The 20,513-nt window shown below is 64.6% G+C and carries 24 protein-coding genes; 6 read left to right on the top strand and 18 right to left on the bottom strand.

The window, feature by feature from the left end; genetic code table 11:
* Window position 1 precedes the first annotated feature (1 nt).
* Together rnhA and ALVIN_RS01910 are read right to left on the bottom strand one after the other, a co-directional pair.
* A complete protein-coding gene (gene rnhA, locus ALVIN_RS01915; RefSeq protein ID WP_012969621.1) occupies window positions 2–445 on the bottom strand; it encodes a ribonuclease HI in 444 nt (147 codons plus the stop codon).
* Entirely contained in the window at window positions 438–1,205 is a 768-nt protein-coding gene (locus ALVIN_RS01910; RefSeq protein ID WP_012969620.1) for a class I SAM-dependent methyltransferase, read from the bottom strand. The genes rnhA and ALVIN_RS01910 overlap by 8 nt, the downstream gene beginning before the upstream one ends.
* A 278-nt stretch (window positions 1,206–1,483) precedes the next feature.
* Between ALVIN_RS01910 and ALVIN_RS01905 the strand changes: the two genes are divergently transcribed.
* The gene (locus tag ALVIN_RS01905; RefSeq protein ID WP_223295247.1) at window positions 1,484–2,326 is read left to right on the top strand and encodes a transglycosylase SLT domain-containing protein; all 843 of its coding nucleotides are present in this window, start codon (window positions 1,484–1,486) and stop codon (window positions 2,324–2,326) included.
* Here ALVIN_RS01905 and ALVIN_RS01900 read toward each other — a convergent pair.
* From ALVIN_RS01900 to ALVIN_RS01870, 7 genes are all read right to left on the bottom strand, one after another.
* Window positions 2,318–3,439 carry an extracellular catalytic domain type 1 short-chain-length polyhydroxyalkanoate depolymerase gene (locus ALVIN_RS01900; RefSeq protein ID WP_012969618.1) on the bottom strand — a complete coding sequence of 374 codons (1,122 nt, stop codon included), beginning with the start codon at window positions 3,437–3,439 and terminating at the stop codon, window positions 2,318–2,320. The two genes, ALVIN_RS01905 and ALVIN_RS01900, sit on opposite strands and share 9 nt — an antisense overlap.
* Window positions 3,440–3,557: 118 nt before the next feature.
* Window positions 3,558–4,316: a phosphate signaling complex protein PhoU gene (phoU, locus tag ALVIN_RS01895; RefSeq protein WP_012969617.1), complete on the bottom strand. Its 759-nt coding sequence runs from the start codon at window positions 4,314–4,316 to the stop codon at window positions 3,558–3,560.
* 19 nt (window positions 4,317–4,335) lie between these two features.
* Window positions 4,336–5,178, bottom strand: coding sequence for a phosphate ABC transporter ATP-binding protein PstB (gene pstB, locus ALVIN_RS01890; protein WP_407637049.1), 843 nt, complete (start codon window positions 5,176–5,178; stop codon window positions 4,336–4,338).
* A gap of 94 nt (window positions 5,179–5,272) precedes the next feature.
* Window positions 5,273–6,577 (bottom strand): phosphate ABC transporter permease PstA, encoded by a 1,305-nt coding sequence (pstA, locus tag ALVIN_RS01885; RefSeq protein WP_012969615.1) that lies wholly within the window; start codon window positions 6,575–6,577, stop codon window positions 5,273–5,275.
* Window positions 6,570–7,961: a phosphate ABC transporter permease subunit PstC gene (gene pstC, locus ALVIN_RS01880; RefSeq protein ID WP_012969614.1), complete on the bottom strand. Its 1,392-nt coding sequence runs from the start codon at window positions 7,959–7,961 to the stop codon at window positions 6,570–6,572. Before pstC ends, pstA begins: the two co-directional genes overlap by 8 nt.
* An 85-nt stretch (window positions 7,962–8,046) precedes the next feature.
* A complete protein-coding gene (locus tag ALVIN_RS01875) occupies window positions 8,047–9,090 on the bottom strand; it encodes a PstS family phosphate ABC transporter substrate-binding protein (protein ID WP_012969613.1) in 1,044 nt (347 codons plus the stop codon).
* A gap of 137 nt (window positions 9,091–9,227) precedes the next feature.
* Complete coding sequence (locus ALVIN_RS01870) at window positions 9,228–9,641, bottom strand: hypothetical protein (RefSeq protein WP_012969612.1); 414 nt, start codon at window positions 9,639–9,641, stop codon at window positions 9,228–9,230.
* An 82-nt stretch (window positions 9,642–9,723) separates the two neighbouring features.
* Between ALVIN_RS01870 and ALVIN_RS01865 the strand changes: the two genes are divergently transcribed.
* A complete protein-coding gene (locus ALVIN_RS01865) occupies window positions 9,724–10,908 on the top strand; it encodes a glycosyltransferase (RefSeq protein ID WP_012969611.1) in 1,185 nt (394 codons plus the stop codon).
* Here the strand turns inward: ALVIN_RS01865 and ALVIN_RS01860 are convergent.
* Window positions 10,884–11,126, bottom strand: coding sequence for a hypothetical protein (locus ALVIN_RS01860; protein ID WP_012969610.1), 243 nt, complete (start codon window positions 11,124–11,126; stop codon window positions 10,884–10,886). The two genes, ALVIN_RS01865 and ALVIN_RS01860, sit on opposite strands and share 25 nt — an antisense overlap.
* A gap of 640 nt (window positions 11,127–11,766) precedes the next feature.
* Here ALVIN_RS01860 and ALVIN_RS18135 point away from each other — a divergent pair.
* From ALVIN_RS18135 to ALVIN_RS16855, 3 genes are read left to right on the top strand one after another with little or no spacing between them, the layout of a single operon-like run.
* Entirely contained in the window at window positions 11,767–11,901 is a 135-nt protein-coding gene (locus ALVIN_RS18135; RefSeq protein ID WP_263053325.1) for a hypothetical protein, read from the top strand.
* Between the two features lie 21 nt (window positions 11,902–11,922).
* Entirely contained in the window at window positions 11,923–12,345 is a 423-nt protein-coding gene (locus tag ALVIN_RS01855; protein ID WP_223295246.1) for a hypothetical protein, read from the top strand.
* Window positions 12,342–12,554 carry a hypothetical protein gene (locus tag ALVIN_RS16855; protein ID WP_012969609.1) on the top strand — a complete coding sequence of 71 codons (213 nt, stop codon included), beginning with the start codon at window positions 12,342–12,344 and terminating at the stop codon, window positions 12,552–12,554. The genes ALVIN_RS01855 and ALVIN_RS16855 overlap by 4 nt, the downstream gene beginning before the upstream one ends.
* Before the next feature lie 158 nt (window positions 12,555–12,712).
* On the opposite strand, the gene ALVIN_RS01850 is transcribed toward ALVIN_RS16855, so the two are convergent.
* The 6 genes from ALVIN_RS01850 to ALVIN_RS01825 form a co-directional block, all read right to left on the bottom strand.
* A complete protein-coding gene (locus ALVIN_RS01850; protein WP_012969608.1) occupies window positions 12,713–13,486 on the bottom strand; it encodes a queuosine precursor transporter in 774 nt (257 codons plus the stop codon).
* A gap of 7 nt (window positions 13,487–13,493) precedes the next feature.
* Window positions 13,494–14,276: a PP2C family protein-serine/threonine phosphatase gene (locus ALVIN_RS01845; protein WP_012969607.1), complete on the bottom strand. Its 783-nt coding sequence runs from the start codon at window positions 14,274–14,276 to the stop codon at window positions 13,494–13,496.
* A 27-nt stretch (window positions 14,277–14,303) separates the two neighbouring features.
* On the bottom strand, window positions 14,304–15,038 hold the full coding sequence (locus ALVIN_RS01840) for a DsbC family protein (RefSeq protein WP_012969606.1): 735 nt from the start codon (window positions 15,036–15,038) through the stop codon (window positions 14,304–14,306).
* 12 nt (window positions 15,039–15,050) lie between these two features.
* On the bottom strand, window positions 15,051–15,533 hold the full coding sequence (locus ALVIN_RS01835; RefSeq protein WP_012969605.1) for a YajQ family cyclic di-GMP-binding protein: 483 nt from the start codon (window positions 15,531–15,533) through the stop codon (window positions 15,051–15,053).
* A gap of 87 nt (window positions 15,534–15,620) precedes the next feature.
* On the bottom strand, window positions 15,621–16,514 hold the full coding sequence (gene xerD, locus ALVIN_RS01830; RefSeq protein WP_012969604.1) for a site-specific tyrosine recombinase XerD: 894 nt from the start codon (window positions 16,512–16,514) through the stop codon (window positions 15,621–15,623).
* 7 nt (window positions 16,515–16,521) lie between these two features.
* Window positions 16,522–17,043 (bottom strand): methylated-DNA--[protein]-cysteine S-methyltransferase, encoded by a 522-nt coding sequence (locus ALVIN_RS01825; protein WP_012969603.1) that lies wholly within the window; start codon window positions 17,041–17,043, stop codon window positions 16,522–16,524.
* A gap of 140 nt (window positions 17,044–17,183) precedes the next feature.
* On the opposite strand from ALVIN_RS01825, the gene ALVIN_RS01820 reads away from it, so the two are divergent.
* Entirely contained in the window at window positions 17,184–17,618 is a 435-nt protein-coding gene (locus tag ALVIN_RS01820) for a YcgN family cysteine cluster protein (RefSeq protein WP_012969602.1), read from the top strand.
* Between the two features lie 16 nt (window positions 17,619–17,634).
* Here ALVIN_RS01820 and trhP read toward each other — a convergent pair whose 3' ends face one another.
* The gene (trhP, locus tag ALVIN_RS01815) at window positions 17,635–18,987 is read right to left on the bottom strand and encodes a prephenate-dependent tRNA uridine(34) hydroxylase TrhP (RefSeq protein WP_012969601.1); all 1,353 of its coding nucleotides are present in this window, start codon (window positions 18,985–18,987) and stop codon (window positions 17,635–17,637) included.
* A gap of 54 nt (window positions 18,988–19,041) precedes the next feature.
* Window positions 19,042–20,397, bottom strand: coding sequence for a PocR ligand-binding domain-containing protein (locus ALVIN_RS01810; RefSeq protein ID WP_012969600.1), 1,356 nt, complete (start codon window positions 20,395–20,397; stop codon window positions 19,042–19,044).
* Window positions 20,398–20,513: the final 116 nt, after the last annotated feature.

The following is a 20,513-nucleotide window of genomic DNA, read 5'->3' as shown; positions in this document are numbered from 1 at the left end:
GTCAGCGTCCTCCTGTGGTTGGAACGCCCAGATTGGCGAGCCAGTCGGCGCGCTCGTTCTCGGCGTGCCCGGCGTGGCCCTTGACCCAGCGCCAGCTCACCTCGTGCTGGCCGAGCGCCCGGTCCAGACGCTCCCAGAGATCGCGGTTCTTGACCGGCTGACGATCGGCGGTGCGCCAGCCGTTGCGCTTCCAGCGCGGCATCCATTCGCCCACTCCGCGCTTGACGTATTGCGAGTCGGTGGTGATCCGGATCGGGGTCGGGCGCTTGAGCGCTTCGAGCGCCATGATCACGGCCATCAGCTCCATGCGGTTGTTGGTGGTCTCGCGCTCACCGCCGTGCAGTTCCTTCTCGACCTCGCCCCAGCGCAGCAGCACGCCCCAGCCGCCTGGGCCGGGGTTGCCCTTGCAGGCGCCGTCGGTGAAGGCTTCGACACAGTCAGACATGCCCGGTTCCTCGGGTGGTGGGACGCACGGCGCCGCCCGGCAGCAGAGCGTGGCGGCTGGTGCGATAGGGTTTGAGCGGGGTCAGGGTCGCCACGCGCTTGACGGCGCGAATGACATAGAGGCCGCCGAACAGCGGCCAGAACCGGCGACCGAGCGATTCGATGGTCGCACAGCGCGCCCCCGCAGGCGAGACGATGGGCGGACAGAAGAGCGCCCGCTCGCACACCTCGATTTCGAAGCCCAGCTCGTTCAGCCAGTGTTCGACCTGGACGGCGAGCCGCCAGCGTCCGTTCCAGGGCGCACGCCGACAGGCCGGCCACCAGAGACGTCCCAGCGCCCACAGACTCAGCGGGTCGAACCCCAGCAGGATCAGTCGCCCCTCGGGGATGAGCACGCGCTCGACCTCGGCGAGGATCGCGCGCGGGCGATCCGAATACTCCAGGACGTGGGGCAGGAGGACGGCATCGATGCTGTCGGAGGCCAACGGCAGGGCGTCCGGCTCGCCGACGATGCTCAGCCCCTGGACCGCCCCGGTCGGCGGCGTACCGGGCAGCAGCACGCGATGCCGGATCCGGCTCGCCGTCAGGGCCTCGCCGAAGCGCTCGCTTGCGCCGACCTGGACCAGATAGTAGCCGAAGGTGTTGGCCAGCAGACGCCGGACACAGTCGCCCTCATGGTTTGCCACCTCGGCGCCGAGCGCCGAGCGATACCACGCCTGCAATGGATCGGACTGGTCGGGCTGGAGCGGATCTGTGGTCATGCCTGCGCCTCATCGGGGCGCACATGTTAACCGCGATCGACGCCCGTTGTCCCGGCACCGGATCGTTCGAGCCGAATGCCTAAACCTGGAATTCACTGCAGCCTTTGCGTATGATAGCCGGGTTGTTTTAATAATAATTAAATCATTCAAAGACTTATATTTATTTAGTCGGGGTTCACATGCCAGAAGTCAAGCGTCTGGGGCCAGCGGTCGGCCTGCTGTCCGCGCTCGTCCTGCCCGTTTTGCTCATAGGTTGTGCCAGCAACGATTCGACCGCGATGAATGGCTCATACGACCTCTATGAAGGCGTGGTCTCGGCGCGCGAGTATGGCTATGTCAGGCCGGCGCTCGACGTCAGGGTTCGGGGACGCTCGCGGGTGGTGGAACGCGGCGCCTCGGGCGGCGATCTCTGGCAGCGCGTGCGTTCGGGGATGCAGCTCAATCTCCAGGCCAATGCGCGCATCGACGCCACGCTCGAACGCTTCCGCCGCGACCCGCGCTATCTGGAGCGCCTCTCACGGCGCGGCGCACCCTATCTGCCGCTGATCGTGGCCGAGATCGAGCGCCGCGGCCTGCCGATGGAGCTGGCCCTGCTGCCGCACGTCGAGAGCCGCTACGACCCGGCCGCCACCTCGCCCAAGGCCGCCGCCGGTATGTGGCAGTTCATCCCCTCGACCGCGCGCGAGATGGGACTGCGTCTGGACGATTACACCGACGAGCGGCGCGACGTGGTCGCCTCGACCCGCGCCGCACTGGATTATCTGGAACGGCTCAACAAGCGCTTCGAGGGCGACTGGGAGCTGACCATGGCGGCCTACAACTGTGGTCCGGGCTGCGTGTCCTCGGCCATCGAAGCCAACCGCCGCGCCGGTCGGCCAACCGACTTCTGGTCGCTCGACCTGCCGAACGAGACCAAGCAATATGTCCCGCAGATCCTGGCCGCCTCCAAGCTGGTGGCCGGATCAGGACGCTATGGCCAGCATCTGCCCGCGATCCCGGATCGTCTCGGTAAGCTGCGGACGGCTCGGCGCCAAAACACCGACACGCTCAGCGGCGCACGCGGCCGCGTGGTCGAGAACAACGAACAGGTGCGTATCCGCGAACGGGATCGCTCATCCTGAGCGATCGGTCCCCGTCGCCCTGGCGTCAGGTACGCTGCGCTCCAGAAAGAAGCGCACCATCTCGCGAGAGGCATCCGGTCCGCGCGGCTCGGCGAAGGAAGCAGCCGGATCGCCGCCGAACCAGGCATGACCACCGCCCTGGACCATCCAGAGTTCGGCCCGACTCGATCCGTCGGCCGCCAGATAACGGGTGCGTGTATAGCCCAGTCCACCCGGCGCCCGTCCCGTTTCACGTTCGACGCCCGACGCGTCCAGCCCTGATCGAGCCTCCGGCGCTCCCGACAGCGCCTGCTCGATGATCCCTGAGGCATTGGCCGGATTGACCCTGAGATCGGCATCACCCTGAAAGACGATGACCGGGACACCGATGCCATCCATAGCCGTTCTCCCGCCGCTGACGGCCGTCGGCCCCTGATGCATGAGCGTCAGCGCCGAGAGCTGATCCTGCGCCAGACCATGCGGCAGCCCCGAATGCACACCAACGGACCTGAAGAGTGCGGGCTGAGTCGCCGCCAGCGTCAGGGCCATGGCGCCCCCGGCCGAGAGTCCGGCGACATGGATGTGATGTGGGTCGGCTTGGTAGCGCGTGGCGATCGCCTGTGTCAGGGCGATGAGCCAGGCGGCCTCCCCCTGATCGGCGCGCCGATGCTCGGGCAGGAACCAGTTCCAGCAGCCGGTGGCATTGGCCGTGCGCGGCTGGGTTGGATAGAGCACGATGAACCCCAGCTCGTCGGCGAGCGGGTCGAAGCGGGTCAGACGCGCAAAGTCCTCGGCGTCCTGCTGACAACCGTGCAGCATCAGGATCAGCGGACGCGGCCTGTCATCCGCGCCGGCCGGAACATAGACACGATAGTCGCGGGTCTCGATTCCGTGGGTGAAGTGGCCATGGATCGAGCGCCCGCCGGTTCGGCCGATGTCCTCGATGACCTCGAAATCGGCCTCGACGACCGGGCGGCGATCCGGATCGCCCGCACTCGGGTGCGACTCGCGCTGTTCGGGCAGCGGTTGTGTCAGGTGCAGCCCGCGCTGGATGAGGGCCGTGGCCTCGGTGAAGCGGCCCTCTCGCCCCAGGTGCATGGCCTCGGCCAGGATCGTCTTCAGAGTTTCATTCATGACGCGCTCATCGATGGCTGGCCGCTCGGGCCGAGTCGAGACAGCTTAAACCGCCTCGACAGCCGCGTCGATCGAGCTGAAAACCAGCGCGGTCCGCATCACGGACGAAATCAGGGCGTCAGTAGCCGCGATGACGCAGTGTCTCGATCAGGATCTCGCGGTTGCGATACCGGACATCCTGACCGAGCGCGACATAGATGACCTGCTCGGCGATATTGGAGGCATGATTGCCGATGCGCTTGAGCGCTTGGGCACAGTGAAACAGCGCGATGGCCTGACGCGGCACCAGGCCATCGCTGTCGGACTCGCCCAACAACTGGCGCAGATCGTGCGCGGCGGCGTAGAGCGCCGGCTCGTTTTCGAAGATCGTCAGCGCCTGGTTGACATCGAAGCCGGTGACGGCATGCACACTGCGCTCGAACATGCAGCAGGCCCTGTCGTCGAGTGCCTGGAAGGCGGCCCGCAGTGGTTCGACGAGCAATTCGCCGTCCTGCTCCTGCTGGCGCAGCTCCAGCGCCTCGCGCGCAATGCGCACGGCCTTGTCGCCGGCGCGCTCGACCTCGCCGGCGATCTTGGACAGCGCCAGCACGATGCGCAGATCCACGGCCGTCGGCTGACGGCGGGCGATGACCCGAAACACCTCTTCGTCGGCATCGAGCGAGAGATAGTCGATCAGCGGTTCGCGATCGAGCACGCGATAGGTCTGGGATTCGTCGCCCTCGATCAGGGCTGCGACGGCCGCCTGCGTCTGATCGATGACGCGCTCGCCCATCTGCAGGATGATGGCGCGCAGCTTGGCCAGTTCCTGGTCGTAACGGCGCACGGTATGACCGGCCATGAGATCGCCGGCCGGTTTGTCGATGGCTGGGTCGCTCATCCTGGACTCCGCGCCGGACTCAGCCGAAGCGTCCGGTGATGTAATCCTCGGTGAGCCGGTGCTGAGGATTGGTGAAGATCTGATTGGTCTCGCCGACCTCGATCAGATCGCCGAGATGGAAGTAGGCGGTGCGCTGCGAGACGCGCGCGGCCTGCTGCATCGAGTGGGTGACGATGGCGATCGAGTAGTTGGCGCGCAGCTCGTCGATCAGCTCCTCGATGATGGCGGTGGCGATGGGATCGAGCGCCGAGCAGGGTTCGTCCATCAGGATCACCTCGGGCGAGACGGCGATGGTGCGGGCGATGCACAGACGCTGCTGCTGACCGCCCGACAATCCGGTGCCGGGCTGATCGAGCCGGTCCTTGACCTCGTTCCAGAGCCCGGCCTTGCGCAGACTGGTCTCGACCAGTTCATCCAGCTCGGCCTTGTTGTTGGTCAGACCATGGATGCGCGGCCCATAGGCGACGTTCTCATAGATCGACTTGGGGAAGGGATTGGGTTTCTGGAACACCATCCCGACCTGGGCGCGCAATGGCACCGGGTCGAGTCCCTTGTCATAGATGTCCTGACCGTCGAGCTGGATCGACCCCGTGACCCGGCAGCCGTCGATGGTGTCGTTCATGCGATTGAGACAGCGCAGGAAGGTCGACTTGCCGCACCCCGAGGGGCCGATCATCGACAGCACCTCGTTCTTGCCGATGTCCAGGCTCACGCCCTTGATGGCCTGTTTGGGACCATACCAGACATCGACATTGCGGCAGGTCATGCGCGGATCGGCGACAGTGACGTCGCCGACGGTGGCCGCGGACGGCCGGTCTTGCGCCAAGTCGGCGGAGCTGATGGCGCCTGTCGTCTTGTCCATTACTTCAACCATGGTATTCATAAAAAGCCTCTAGCTCGAACCGCGCCAGCGTGCCGAACACCTGAACGCGAGGCGAGACGATGGGGTTCAGGCCCTACCAGCGCCGCTCGAACCGGCGGCGCAGCAACACGGCGGCCAGGTTCATGACGAACAGGAAGGCCAGCAGCACGAGGATGGCTGCCGAGGTGCGCTCGACGAAGCCGCGCTCGGGACTGTCGGCCCACAGGAAGATCTGCACCGGCAGCACGGTCGCGGCATCGTTGAATCCCTTGGGGATGTCGACGATGAAGGCGATCATGCCGATCATCAGCAAGGGCGCGGTTTCACCGAGCGCGCGCGCCATGCCGATGATCGAGCCGGTCAGGATGCCGGGCAAGGCCAGCGGTAGTACATGATGGAACTGGGTCTGCAAGGGCGAGGCGCCGACGCCGAGCGCGGCCTCGCGGATCGAGGGCGGCACCGATTTGAGCGCCACCCGACTGGCGATGATGATGGTCGGCAGCGTCATGAGCGTCATCACCAGCGCCGCGACCAGGGGGGTGGAGCGCGGCACGCCGAAGAAGCCGATGAACACCGCCAGGCCCAGCAGACCGAAGACGATCGAGGGCACGGCGGCAAGATTGTTGACATTGACCTCGATCAGATCCGTCCAGCGATTCTTGGGCGCGAACTCTTCCAGATAGAGCGCCGCGCCGACACCGATCGGGAACGACAGCAGGAAGGTCAGCACCAGAGTGTAGAACGACCCCATGAGCGCCCCGGCGATACCCGCCAGTTCCGGCTCACGCGACGTGCCGTGGGTGAAGAAGATGGTGTTGAAGCGCTTGGCGACCCGGCCCTCGGCCTCCAGCCGGTCGACCCAGGCGATCATCTGATCGCCGACGCGACGGTCGGACGCCGGGGCGTTGCGGTCGATGTAGCCCTTGACCAGCATGTCGATGTCGTCGTCGGCCAGGATCCACAGCTCCTGCGTGGTGCCGATCAGCGCCGGATCGGCCATCACCCGCTCGCGCAGCAGATCGGGGGCGCCGACGCTGATCATGGAGTTGAGCAGCCGCCGGTCGCGACGGTCGGTGACTTCCGGGAAGCGCTCGCGCAGCGCCTCGCGGATCAGCTTCATGTAATCGGCGCGCGCCAGCGTCGCCGGATCGCGCGCGCCGTCCGGATCGATGGTCGCGGCGGCCAGCTCGATCGGCAGCTGGATATAGGTCTGCTGGAAGGCCGTATAACCCTTGAGGATGATGTCGGCGAACAGCAGCACCACGAACACCATGCCCAGCGTGACCGCCGTGGCCCCGAGCCACCGGAAGCGGCGCTCGCGGGCATAGCGGCGTTTGAGCGAGGCGTTGACGATGTCGATGGCGCGACGCGGCGGCGTCGTGTCGGCTGGATTATTCATATTGCTCTCGATACTTGCGCACGATCGACAGGGCGATCACGTTGAGCGTGAGTGTCACCAGGAACAGCGTCAGTCCCAGAGCGAAGGCGGCGAGCGTCTTGGCGCTGTCGAACTCCTGGTCGCCGGTGAGCAGGGTCACGATCTGCACCGTCACCGTGGTGACGCTGTCGAGCGGATTGGCGGTCAGGTTGGCGGCCAGTCCGGCGGCCATGACCACGATCATGGTCTCGCCAATGGCGCGCGAGACGGCGAGCAGGATGCCGCCGACGATGCCGGGCAGCGCCGCCGGGATGACGACGCGGCGGATGGTCTCGGACTGGGTCGCGCCCAAGGCATAGGAGCCGTCGCGCAGCGACTGGGGCACGGCGTTGATGACATCGTCCGACAGCGAGGAGACGAAGGGGATGATCATGATGCCCATGACCAGACCGGCGGCGAGCGCGCTCTCCGAGGCCACGTCCAGCCCGAAACTCATCCCCAGTTCGCGGATGAAGGGCGCGACGGTCAGGGCGGCGAAGAAGCCGTAGACCACGGTCGGGATACCGGCCAGGATCTCCAGAGTCGGCTTGGCGATGGCACGCACCCGGCGGTGGGCGTATTCGGACAGATAGATCGCCGACAGCAGCCCGATGGGCACGGCCACCAGCATCGAGATCAGCGACACCATCAGGGTGCCGGTGAACAGCGGAATGGCGCCAAACGCGCCCGAGGCCCCGACCTGATCGGCACGCAGCGCGATCTGCGGACTCCAGTTGGTACCGAAGAAGAACTCGAGCGGCGAGACCTTCTGGAAGAACAGCAGCGATTCGAACAGCACCGAGAGCACGATCCCGAGCGTGGTCAGGATCGCGATCGAGGAAAAGATGATCAGCATGACGGTGAAGGCCGATTCGACCCGGTTGCGTGCCCGCAGACGCGGCTGAGTACGCATCCAGGCATAGGCCAGCCCGGCCAGCACCACCGCCAGCACCACCGCCCACATGGCCCACTGCGAAATGAGGTTCAAGCGATTGTACTGATCCGCTGCCGCCTGGATCTCGGGCGTGACCTCGGCCGAGACGATGTTGCCGGTGGCCAGGTTGCGGATATCGTTGATCAGCAGTCCCAGGCGTCCTTCGGACAGCCCCGAGACCACTTCGGTGGGGAGATGCGAGGTCACGAGACCAATGACGATCTGGTCCTGGAGTCCGATCCACAGCCCCATCAGCATCAAGGCGGGTAACCCGGCCCAGAGCGCGGCATAGAGTCCGTAGTAGGTCGGCAGTGAATGCAGTTGCTTGATCCGGGTCGGACCGCCGGCGCTGGCGATGGCGCGTTGACGCCCGATCTGATAGGCCCCGGCCATGGCCGCGAGCACGACGAGCATGAGGATCCAGGAGTACATCGGTATCTCGTCTGGGTTTGAATGCAAAGGCCGATGCCCGAGAGAACCGGGCATCGGCAACGAGCGGGAAGTCTCCGGCGCGGCCTTACTTGGCCGGCTTGTCCATCGGCTTGAGCGACTGCGCGGCTTCGGCGACGGCGGCGCGCTCGTCATCCGGCAGAGCGATCAGACCCTTGTCGGCCAGATAGCCCTCGGGGCCCCAGGCCTTGTCGCTGGTGAACTCCTTGACGAACTCCTCGATGCCGGGAATGGTGCCGACATGGGCCTTCTTGACATAGAAGTAGATCGAGCGCGAGACCGGATAGGAGCCGTCGGAGATGCTGTCATAGGTCGGATCGACGCCATCGATCTTGGCACCCTGGACCTTGTCGGCGTTCTGATCCAGGAAGCTGTAGCCGAAGATGCCGAGCGCGCTCGGATTGGCCACCAGCTTCTGCACGATCAGGTTGTCGTTCTCGCCGGCCTCGATATAGGCGCCGTCTTCACGGATGCCGTGGCAGACGGCCTTGTGCTTGTCCTTGTCGGTCTTCTTGAGTTCCTTGATCTCGGGGATGCTGTCGCAGCCCCCCTCCATGGCCAGCTCGACGAAGGCGTCACGGGTGCCTGAGGTGGGCGGCGGCCCCAGGACTTCGATCTTGACTTCGGGCAGATCGGCGTTGACGTCCTTCCAGGTCTTGTAGGGGTTGGCCATGAAGCCGCCCTTGCCGTCCGGAACATCCTTGGCCAGCGCCAGATAGACGTCCTTGAGGCTCAGATCCCAGGCACCGGACGTCTTGGAGTTGGCGATGGCGATGCCGTCATAGCCGATCTTGACCTCGGTGATCTCCTTGACGCCGGCTTCCTGGCAGGCTTCGAACTCGCTGGTCTTCATGGCACGCGAGGCGTTGGTGATGTCGGGATGATCGACGCCGACGCCGCCGCAGAACAGCTTCATGCCGCCGCCGGTGCCGGTGGACTCGACCTTGGGGGTATTGAAACTCGTGGTGCGACCGAAGGTCTCGGCCACGGCGGTCGAGAACGGGAACACGGTCGAGGAACCGACGATGTTGATGGTGTCGCGGGCCATGGCCTGGGTCGAGAGCGTGGTTGCGGCCAGAGTCACGGCCGCGGCGATCAGAGTCTTGTTCATGCGCTGGGAATCTCCTGAAAGTGGACGAAATCGCACGGGGCGCTATTGTCGTCACGGCTGGTTCCCATTGTATGAAGACAAGATGACGATTACGTGACAGCGCGCATCCGGCGAGACCGCGCTGTCAACCCGGATCTCTACGGCTTTGCCTGGCCTGGAGCGCTCTGCAACTGTCCGAGCGAGCGGATCAGGCGCAGACTGGTATTGAAAAAATCCTCCTGAGGCTGCTTCTCGCAGAGCGAGCCGATGCGCAGCATGGCCGCCTCCAGTTCACTGCCCGCAAGCACGTCGCGACCCACGGCCAGGTTCAGACCCGTGACCAGGCCCGCCAGCCACTGGCGGTAGAGTCGATACTCCTCACCGGCGATCCCGGCCGGCGCGCCCGGTCCCGGTCGACTGGCGAGATAGTCCGCGCAGCTCTTGACTCCCTGCCCCCAGAGCGCGGGCACGACGGTCTGCTGCCCCTGCGCGCCGGCGAGGGCCGGCCACCCGAGGATCCAAACCAGACCTGCCGTGCGTATGAACCGAACGAGATGTGACCGATCTACCATGACTGGCTCCTGAAAGGTTGGAAGCGATGAAGACGATTTATCAGGTATGATCGCCGGATTTTTCGGTTTCGGGCAATGATCCATGCGCGTCTTGATGATCTCGGATGTCTATTTTCCCCGCGTGACCGGCGTCTCGACGTCGATCCAGACCTTCGCGCGTGAATTCGGCGCCAAGGGGCACGAAGTCACGTTGATCGCGCCCGATTATGGTTCGAGTGACTATGATGCAAGCGCGAACGAGTCGTTCGAGATCATCCGCATCCCCTCGCGCTATCTGCCGATCGACCCCGAGGATCGCATCCTCCAGCCATTCAAGATCCGCCGCCTGACGGATACACTCAAAGGGCGCGGATTCGATCTGCTCCACATCCAGACGCCCTTCATCGCCCACTATTCCGGCCTGGGGCTGGCCAAGCGGCTCGAACTGCCCGTGGTCGAGAGCTATCACACCTTCTTCGAGCAGTATCTGCATCACTATGTCCCCTGGGTACCGGCGCGCTGGATGCATGGTGCCGCGCGCCATTTCTCGACCAGCCAATGCAACGGTGTCGATGCGCTCGTGGTGCCCTCCCAGGCGATGCTCGACGTGCTCCGGGACTATGGGATCCAGACTGCGGCGGAGGTCATCCCCACCGGGATCGATCTGGATCAGTTCAGCCAGGGCGACGGTCAGCGCTTCCGGGCGCGTCATGACATCCCGCCCGAGCGTCCGGTGCTGGTGCTGGTGAGCCGGCTCGCCTTCGAGAAGAACATCGAATTCATCCTGCGCGCACTGGTCCGGATCAAGGCCGAGGTGCCGGACGTGCTGCTGGTGATCGCCGGTGAGGGACCGGCGCAGCGCGATCTGGAGCGTCTGGCCGAACAACTGGGGCTGGCCGACAACACGCGCTTTCTGGGCTATCTGAATCGCGACGGCAGTCTGGAGGACTGTTATCGGGCCGGTACGGCCTTTCTCTTCGCCTCACGCACCGAGACCCAGGGACTGGTGTTGCTGGAGGCCATGGCGCTCGGCGTGCCCGTGGTCTCGACGGCGGTCATGGGCACCAAGGAAGTGCTGGGCGAGGGGCAGGGCGCGCTCATCGCCGAGGAAGACGAGGTGGACTTTGCCGGCAAGGCGGTGCGGCTGCTGAAGGATCCGACGCTGCGCAAGCGCTTGGCGCGCGAGGCGGTCGAACACGCACACGACTGGTCAGCCCCGGTGCTGGCCGACCGCCTGCTGAAGTTCTACGAGCGGGTGATCGATCAGGCGAGGATATCGATCAGATGATCGAAGGCGTCGGTCGAGGATTGGAGCACCTTGGCCGAGGCTTCGACCTGACGCAGGTTCTCGGTCTGATCGATCAGCGGCTCACTGATGTCGCGCACCGTGGTGCCTTCCAGCGGCTTGACGCCGGCGCCCGCGATCTCGCTGGCGTTCTGACTCAACCCATCCATACCCCGCTGCATCCCCATCCAACCGGCTTGGCCGACGATTCCGGTGATCATCTCGGTTCCTCCGTCAAAAAATCATTGCCTTGATGGAAGCTTAGTCCAGACGGGTCGAAGGCGCTGGGATCGCGCACCGATTCGCGGCCTGTCTCACGGACAGCGTGCGCAAGACACGCCGCCGGCACACTGACTGCACCGATCGCGGCCTGCTAGACTGCGCCTGATCGACAAGACATGTGAAATTCTGCCCGGATGCCTCCATGAGCGCCAGCTTCCATCAACTCGCCTACTTCATCTGGTCGGTGGCCGACCTGCCATGCGGTCCCTATCGTCCACTGCAGTATGAGCATGAGCTCGTGATGTTACCATTGAACATGCTGCGCCGTGCTCAAGCGCCACGACGCGCTGTTGCGGGAGGTGACACCTACCGACCAGCCGGCTTTCACTGCGCGCATGGATTTGCAGCAGGCGTTCGAGCGCAGTCGCTCGTTCCGCAAGCTGTGCGGTGAATGGGATCGGCGAATGGGGGGCATATGAATGGAGTGAACGCCATCGACCTTCTCGCTTCGCTACCTGACGAGCGGGATGGCGTTAGGTTGAAAGCGGTTTGCGATTCCATATCCTTTGTCAAAGAACACCGCGTCACCCTCATGACCGCCTCCGTCAACGGCCATATTCCGCTGGAGGCGATGCGGACATGACGACGCCCAAGTGCTGGATCGTCGCCGGCCCTAATGGCGCGGGTAAGACCACCTTCGCTCTGGACTACCTGCCCCAGGTTGCCGGCTGCTCCCGCTTCATCAACGCCGATCTAATCGCCGCCGGACTTTAACCGCTCGCACCCGAACGCGAGTTGCTGGCCGCCAGCCGGATTTTTCTGCGCGAAATCGAAGTCTGCATAACGGACCGCAAAGATTTCGCCTTCGAAACAACCCTGGCGGGACGAACCCATCTACGCACGGTCGAACGCTTACGGCGGGAGGGTTGGTGGGTGGAAATCATCTACCTGGCCCTACCCAGCGTGGAAATGTCGAAGCTGCGAGTCGCCGAACGTGTGGCCCACGGCGGACATGATATTCCAGAGGTCGATATCAAACGGCGCTTTCCACGCGGCCTGCGCCACCTACTCAACGACTTCAGTCACCGCGTGGACCGCTGCACCTGTTTCATGAACGCTGGAGAACACCCGATGCTGGTCTTCGAACAGCAAGCGGAAAACCGAGACATCCTGCACGAGGATCATTTTCAGCGTCTGCTCAAGGAGTCACAATCATGAACATTCATCGTAAAACCATGCCATCGGAGGAAGGTCGCCGGCTACTGGGTGCACTCAGCCAAGCCGTGGACAAGGCACTGGAAAGAAAGCGGCGGCTAGGTCAGTACGCTGTGATCTGGCAAGGTGGCAAACCGGTCGTGCTAGGTGAAGACGCACCGCAGTCGGCTGCAAGCAACCACGAAACAGAAATCGGGTTACTCGGGAGCTGACCCCGTGAAGCCGCTTTCTAAACCGCCATCGAAGCCACGCTGCCGACCAGCGGTTATCACGTTCGCTACCCTGGGCCGCTGCCCCAAGTGCTTCGGCAGGACACCGCGACTCGCCTTTTTCCACTCGCCCACGGCCTGCACCCCGAACTGGAGGCCCACTACCAGGCCAACCCTTCAGCCGCCGCCGCGCGTTCGCGAAGCGTTCCGGAGAGTTCATCACCCAGATAGCGATCGATCAGCGCACGCCCGAGATAGATCAGGGGCGTGAGCACGATGGCGACGACGAACTTGTAGACATAGTTCACCGTGCCCACCGCGAGGAACAGCTCCATCGGCCATTGCTGCGGCCCGAGCACGAAGGCGACATAGAGCACCACAAAGCTGTCGATGAACTGCGAGATCAGGGTCGAGCCGGTCGCGCGCGCCCAGACATGGCGCCCGCCGGTCAGCCGCCGGATGCGATGGAAGACAGTGACATCGACGATCTGGCCGATGAGGAAGGCGACCACCGAGCCGACGATGATCCACATGCCCTGACCGAAGATGGCGCTGAAGGCCGCCTGCATGTCCGGCACGCCCTGCCCGGACTGGATACCGACCCACCAGTCGGCCGGCGAAAGCCCGATCGACAGATAGGCGAAAGCGAAGGCATAGAGGATGAGCCCGACCGTCAGATAGGAGAGCAGCCGCACGCCGCGCCGGCCGTAGTACTCGTTGATGATGTCGGTCATGATGAACACCACCGGCCACAGCAGCACGCCGGCGGTGAAGCTCAAAGAGCCGGATTGACCGAACAGATTCCAGTCGAGTGGCGCCAGTCCCAGGGTCGCTTCGAGGGCGAAGATCTTCACCCCCAGGAACTCGGCGATCAGAGCATTACAGACGAAGAAACCGCCGAGAACGATGAACAGCCGGGTCGGTCGGTCGAACATTCCGGCCTCAGACCGCCACCCGCTCTCCGACACGCAGCAGAGCGAGCGTGATGTTGTCGTTTCCGCCGCGCTCGTTGGCCAGCCGCACCAGGGCATCGGCCGCCGATTCGAGTGCGTCGTCCCCGATCGAACTCAGGATCTGCTTCAGCCAGTCGTCCGGCACCAGACCACTCAGTCCATCGGTGCAGAACAGGAAGAGATCGCCGCTGTCGATCGCGATCACATCGGACGACACCGCCACGCTGGGCGTCGACCCCAGGGCGCGGGTCAGGATGTTCTCTCCGATGCCATAGCGCCGCGCATCCTCGCGCGTGTTGAAGAAGCCCTGATCCACGACCTCCTGGATGAACGAATGGTCGCGCGAGAGCTGGACCAGCTCCTCGCCGCGCAGCCGGTAGAGACGTGAATCACCGACATGGGCGAAGGCCAGCCAGTCCTGCCCGACCGCACCGACGACCACGGTCGTGCCCATTCCCGCGCACTCGGGATGCTCCTTGGCATGGCGCAGGATGGTGATGTTGGCCTCCTCGACGGCGGCCTGGAGATAGAGCCGCGCCTTCTCGGCATTGGCGCTGGCGCCGACGCGCCGGCCGAAGCGCTCGGCGATGGTCCCGGTCGCCAGACGGCTGGCGACATGACCGGCCGAGGCCCCGCCGACACCATCGGCGACCACGATCAGACCGAACTCGGGACACACGACCACGGCGTCCTCGTTGCGCTGGCGCACCCGTCCCTGATCGGTGCACCAAGCGAAGTCCAGTTCGAAGGCACTGATGGGATTGGCATCCATCACGGCGCGCTCGGGCTGGCGGGGCGCTCAGCCACCGGACTGGCTGTTGAGCTGAGCAGCCAGACGCTTGGGCTCGACATAGCCGGGGATGAGTTCGCCGGTGTCGGTGAGGATGGCCGGCGTACCACGCAATCCGAGATCGGCACCGAGTGCCATGTGCTCCTCGACCGGATTGTCACAGGTCTTGGAGGCGACCGGCTCACCGGCCTTCGCCTTGGTCATGGCCGTGCGACGGGCCTCAGCGTCACCGGCGCACCAGACCGAGACGGCCTCGTCGAAGGCCGGACTGCCCTTGCCGGCACGCGGGAAGAACAGGTAACGCACCCGGATGCCTTCCTTCTCGTAGTCGGCGATCTGGCTGTGCAGCTTGCGGCAGTAGCCGCACTCGATGTCGGTGAAGACGGTGATGGTGTGCTTGGCATCCTTGTCGCCGAAGACGACCATGTCGTTCTCGCCGATACGGTCGATCAGCCGCTTGCGCGCCTCGGACAGACGCGGCTCGGTGAGATCCTCGCGCGTCTTGAGATCGACGATGTGACCGCTGATGAAGTGACGGCCATCGGCGGTGATATACATCAGATCGGTGCCGGCCATGACCTCGTAGAGTCCCTTGATCGGCGAGGGCTGGATGTTGCTGATCTCGAGATCGGGAGCGATCTCCTTGAGTGCCTCACGGATCTTCTGCTCGGGCGCGGCGAGCGCCAGGCCGCTGGACAGGACCAGGGCGGCGGCGATCAGGAGGCGTTGAGTCAGTCTGTTCATGGCGTCGAAACCCTAGTCGCGGAAGTTGTTGAACTGTAAGGGCAGCCCCCAGTCACCGCCACGCAGCAGTGCAATGACCTCCTGGAGATCGTCGCGCTTCTTGCCGGTGACGCGGAGCTGATCGCCCTGGATCTGGGCCTGCACCTTGGCCTTGCTCGCCTTGATGGCCTTGACCAGGGTCTTGGCGGTGTCGGAGTCGACGCCCTGCTTGAGCTTGACCTCCTGACGCGCACTGCTCAGGTTGGTCACGGGTTCGCCGGGGTCGAGGCTCGCCAGGTCGATCCCGCGTTTGACCAGTTTCTGGCGCAGGATATCCATCATCTGCTGGAGGTGGAACTCCTGCTCGCCGGTGAGCAGGATCTTGTCGTCGCTCAGCTCGAAACTGGCGTTGACGCCCTTGAAATCGAAGCGGGTGCCGATCTCGCGGTTGGACTGATCGACCGCGTTGCGCACCTCTTGCAGATCGATCTCGGAGACGACGTCGAAGGAAGGCATGGATGTACAGACTCTCGACAATGCTGTTGCGTGAAGAATGCCCCGAATCTTAACCCATTCGACACGACTCTGGCGCACGCGATCACGTCAGCCGCGCGGATGATGACGGGCATGGAGCTGCTTGAGCCGCTCGCGCGCCACATGCGTGTAGATCTGGGTGGTCGAGAGATCGCTGTGGCCGAGCAGCATCTGCACCACGCGCAGATCGGCGCCATGATTGAGCAGATGGGTGGCGAAGGCGTGGCGCAGGGTGTGAGGCGAGAGCGGTTTGGCGACCCCGGCCAGAATGGCATAGCGCTTGATGAGCTGCCAGAACGCCTGGCGCGTCATGCAGTCACTGCGGCGGGTCGGGAACAGGAAGTCGCTGGCCCGGCCGCCGAGGATGTCGAACCGGGGACCACGCACATAGTCGCGCAGCCAGTTGCAGGCGTCCTCGCCGAGCGGCACCAGACGCTCCTTGCCGCCCTTGCCGAGGATGCGCACCACGCCCTGGGTCAGGCTGACCTGACTGGGGGTGAGGTTCACCAGTTCGCTCACGCGCAGACCGCTGGCATAGAGCACCTCCAGCATAGTGCGGTCGCGATGGCCGCGCGCGTCTTCGGTATCCGGTGCGTTGAGCAGGGCTTCGACATCGGCTTCGCTCAGACTCTTGGGTAGCGGGCGCCCAAGCTTGGGCGCCTCGACGCGGGCGCTGGGATCGGCCTCGATCAGACCGCGCCGGCGCAGATGCTGATAGAACTGGCGCAGACAGGACAGCAGGCGTGCACTGGAGCGCGGGTTGCGGCCTTGCTTGGCGAGCCGGGCCAGATAGTCGAGCAGATCGGCCCGTTCGGCGGCGATCAGCGTGCGCCCGCGCTCCTGGCTCAGCCAGTGCGCGAAAGCACGCAGATCGGACTGATAGGCGGTGAGCGTGTTCCGGCTCAGGCCGCGTTCCATCCAGAGTGCGTCGGCGAAGCCTTCGATCAGTGCGCGGTCGTCCATCCTGTCTTCAGAGGACCGTCGTCGGTCCGAGCGTGCTGTCGACCAGCGTCGAATACCGCAAAATACCCTCGTGCTCCAACAGCCGGCGCTTGATGGCGAGCCGCCGGCCCGACAGGTCTCCAGCGAAACCGCCAAGTCCGCGCTGGCCGACGACCCGATGACAGGGCACCACGATGGGGCATGGATTGGCACGGCAGGCCTGTCCGACCGCGCGCGCCGCACTGCCGAGTTCGCGGGCGATCTCGCCATAGGTGCGCGTCTGACCGGCCGGGATGGCGCGCAACAGCGCCCACACCCGTTGCTGAAACGCCGTGCCGGCCAGCTCCAGCGGTAGCTCGAAGCGCGTTTCGGGCGCCTGGAAATAGGCGTCGAGCTGGCGCGTGATCGCCTGTGGCGGCTCGCACTCTGACGGTGACTGGCCATCGGCTGGCAGCGGGTCCAGCTCGATGCCGGTCAGGACATCGCCCCGCCAGTGCAGGCCCAGCCGGCCGATCGGCGTCTCGATCAGGCACTGAGCGTCATGACACATATCTCGTTCTCCTCCACGTCGATGTCGATCGAGATCGAATGCGGTCGACGGCCGGACATCCTGGCCTCAGAATCGTCATTCCGATCCAGCCTCACCGACCATGAACCATGGTCGCCAAGCCAAACACGAGTCCTCGCCCGATGAACGAACGCTTTTGGGAAACCACGCCCCTGACCGAACTGACCGCCGCGCAGTGGGAGTCGCTCTGCGACGGCTGCGGCAAGTGCTGCCTGGAAAAGTTCGAGGATGAAGAGACCGGAAACATCGTCTATTCGCGCGTGGCCTGTGCCCTGCTCGATCTGGAGACCTGCCGCTGCCGTCGGTACGCCGAGCGCGCCCAGCACATGCCCGATTGCGTGACCATCGTCCCCCAGGTGCTGGCCTGGCCCAACTGGCTGCCGGAGACCTGTGCCTACCGGCGTTTGGCCGAAGGTCGGCCGCTGCCGGTCTGGCATCCGCTCATCAGCGGCGATCCGGCTTCGGTCGTGGACGCCGGACACAGCGTGCGCGGGCGCGTCATCGGACCCGAGACGGGCGAAGACCCGCTCATGAACCTCATCGACTGGATTCGCTAACGTTCACCCACGCGCGTCAACCCGGCTCCAGCGCGCGCGTCAGCAAGGCGCTGTCGCCGACGGGTTCGGGCACGGGGATACGGACTCGCCAGCCTGAGCCGGGCGCCACCTCCAGCGGCTCGCCGGCCAGCGTCTCCAGGCGCTCCAGTCGAAAGGTGCGGTTGCCGTTCGGCGTCATCAACTCCAGTGTATCACCGAGCGCGAAGCGGTTCCTGACCTCGACTTCGGCCCAACCCGGCCCGGCATCACCCAGGTCGCCGACGAAGATCCGGCGCTGGTTGCGCGAGGCGCCATAGGCATAGTTCTGGGTCTCGCTCGGGGCGTGACGACGATAGAAGCCTTCGGTATAGCCGCGATTGGCCAGCCCTTCCAGATCATGCTTGAGTTCGGGCCGGAAGGGCCGTCCGGCCACGGCATCGTCGATGGCGGCGCGATAGGCCTGAGTGGCACGCGCAACATAGTAGTGCGACTTGGTGCGCCCCTCGATCTTGAGACAGTCGATCCCCATGGCCACCAGACGCTCGACATGCTCGATAGCACACAGATCGCGCGAATTGAGGATATAGGTGCCGTGCTCGTCCTCGAAGATCGGCATATAGTCGCCGGGGCGCTGGGCTTCTTCCAGTAGATAGACCGACTCAGCCGCCGTGTGGCGGCGCGCTGGAGCCGGTTCGGTTTCGGCGTGCTCGTGCCAGTGATCGGGTTCGCCCCCCGGCCCGGCTTCGGCCTCGCCGGCCGTTACACCCAGCCGGTATTCCCAACGACAGGCGTTGGTGCAGGCGCCCTGGTTGGCATCGCGATGATTGAAGTAACCCGAGAGCAGACAGCGCCCCGAATAGGCGATGCAGAGCGCGCCATGGACGAAGACTTCGAGTTCCATGTCGGGACAGGCGTCACGGATCTCGGCGATGGCCGAGAGCGACAGTTCGCGCGAGAGGATGACGCGCTTGAGTCCCTGCCGCTGCCAGAAGCGCACGGCCGCCGCGTTGACCGTATTGGCCTGCACCGAGAGATGGATCGGCAACTCCGGCCACTGCTCACGCGCCATCAGGATCAGGCCCGGATCAGCCATGATCAGCCCGTCCGGCCCCAGCTCGACGATGGGCCGCATGTCGTCGATGAAGGTCTTGAGCTTGGCTCCGTGCGGCATGAGGTTGGCCGCCAGATAGAGCCGCTTGCCCTGTCGATGCGTCTCGGCGATCCCGACGGCCAGATTGGACAGGTCGAAGTCGTTGTTGCGCACGCGCAGACTGTAGCGCGGCAGACCGGCGTAGATGGCATCCGCACCATAGGCGAGCGCGTAACGCAGATTGCGCAACGTGCCGGCCGGGGACAGGAGCTCTGGAGGCTTTGGGTGATTCGAGTTCAAGTGACGCTTGGCCTGTGGGAGTCTATGCAGAGAGCGACGTGATCGTCCAACAGTCTACCGTTCGGCGCACTGAATCTGAAACGCGGCGGGCCGCGCACCCAGGCGCGCGGTGAACCAGAAGGTGCTGCCTTCACCCGGAGTGCTGGAGACACCCACCGTTCCCCCCATGAGATGGGCCAGGCGACGTGTCATGGCCAGACCGAGTCCAGTACCTCCGAACCGGCGCGTGGCGGAATTGTCGGCCTGCTCGAAATTCTCGAACAGGCGGTCGATGACATCGGCTGGGAGGCCGACCCCGGTGTCCTCGACTTCGAAGCGCATCATGACGAACTCCGGAGTCTGTTCGATGACCTTGGTGCGCAGCGTCACCGAACCGGTTGCGGTGAACTTCACCGCATTGGCGGCGTAGTTGAGCAGAGCCTGCCGTAAGCGGGCCGGATCGCCCATGAGTGGGGTCGACACGGGGTCCAGCTCCAGACCGATGTGCAAGTGTTTCGCCCGGGCCTGGGGGAGGATCGTGTCAACGACACTCGCCACCAGGGTGTCGAGGCGGATGGGGACGGTGTCCAGCTCCATGCCGCCCGCCTCGATCTTGGAGAGTTCGAGAATCGCGCTGATGATCTCCAGCAGGTGCCGGCTGGCCCCATCCAGGGTGTCGAGCCAACCGGCCTGCTTCACACTGACGCCGCTGGCGCGCACCAGATAGGCCATCCCAGTGATGGCGTTGAGCGGCGTGCGCAGTTCATGGCTCATGTTGGCCAGAAAGGCACTCTTGGCCCGGTTGGCGGCCTCGGCCTGCTCCTTGGCCAAAGACAGTTCCGCCGTGCGGGCCTGCACCAGTTCCTCGAGATGGTCGCGGTGTTGCTGGAGTGTGCGATTGGCCTCCTGTTGCCGCACCCGAGCCAGCCCCATCTCGCCCATGACCCGGGCCAGCCGGGTCAGGAAGTCCATCATCGAGCGCACCTGACGTTCGGTGAAGATGGGGGCTTCAGCCAGTGCCGCCAGATAGGCGGCTTCGTCGAAGCCGAACTCCTCGGCCTGACGTCGGAAATAGTCGATGTCCGGTGGCTCGAAGAAGAACTGCCCGGTGAAGAAGTTGGCAACGTGTTCGCCCCCGACATGGATCGGGACGGCGACGTCGACCAAGCCGTTCTGGCAGCGATAGACATTGTAGGATTCCCCGCGCCCCAGGCAGCCGGCGAGGATGGTATCGCTCTGGCGGCACCGCAGGGCGGTCCGAGGATGTGCCCGGTGGAACTGGGTGCAGATCCGCTGCCACCCCGTAGCGACGAGGATGTTCCCGTCCAAATCGAGGACGGCTGTCACGGCACCGGTCAGGGCGGTGAAGCTCTCGCAGAGTTCTCGCAATTCGTCGAGATCGACCAGGTCCTTGAGTTTCATCAGTCTCATGCACGCCCCAAAAGTGTACGAATACATCTCGGACAGGCTATCCCAACTGAATCACCTCGAATCAAGGCGCCGCCCCGGATTCAGTGTCAGCATAGGCCGCGATGCGCTCCGCTACA

Origin of the sequence: Allochromatium vinosum DSM 180, assembly GCF_000025485.1 — a bacterium.
GTDB classification, from domain to species: Bacteria; Pseudomonadota; Gammaproteobacteria; order Chromatiales; family Chromatiaceae; genus Thermochromatium; species Thermochromatium vinosum.
This window is presented reverse-complemented; position numbering and strand designations above follow the sequence as displayed.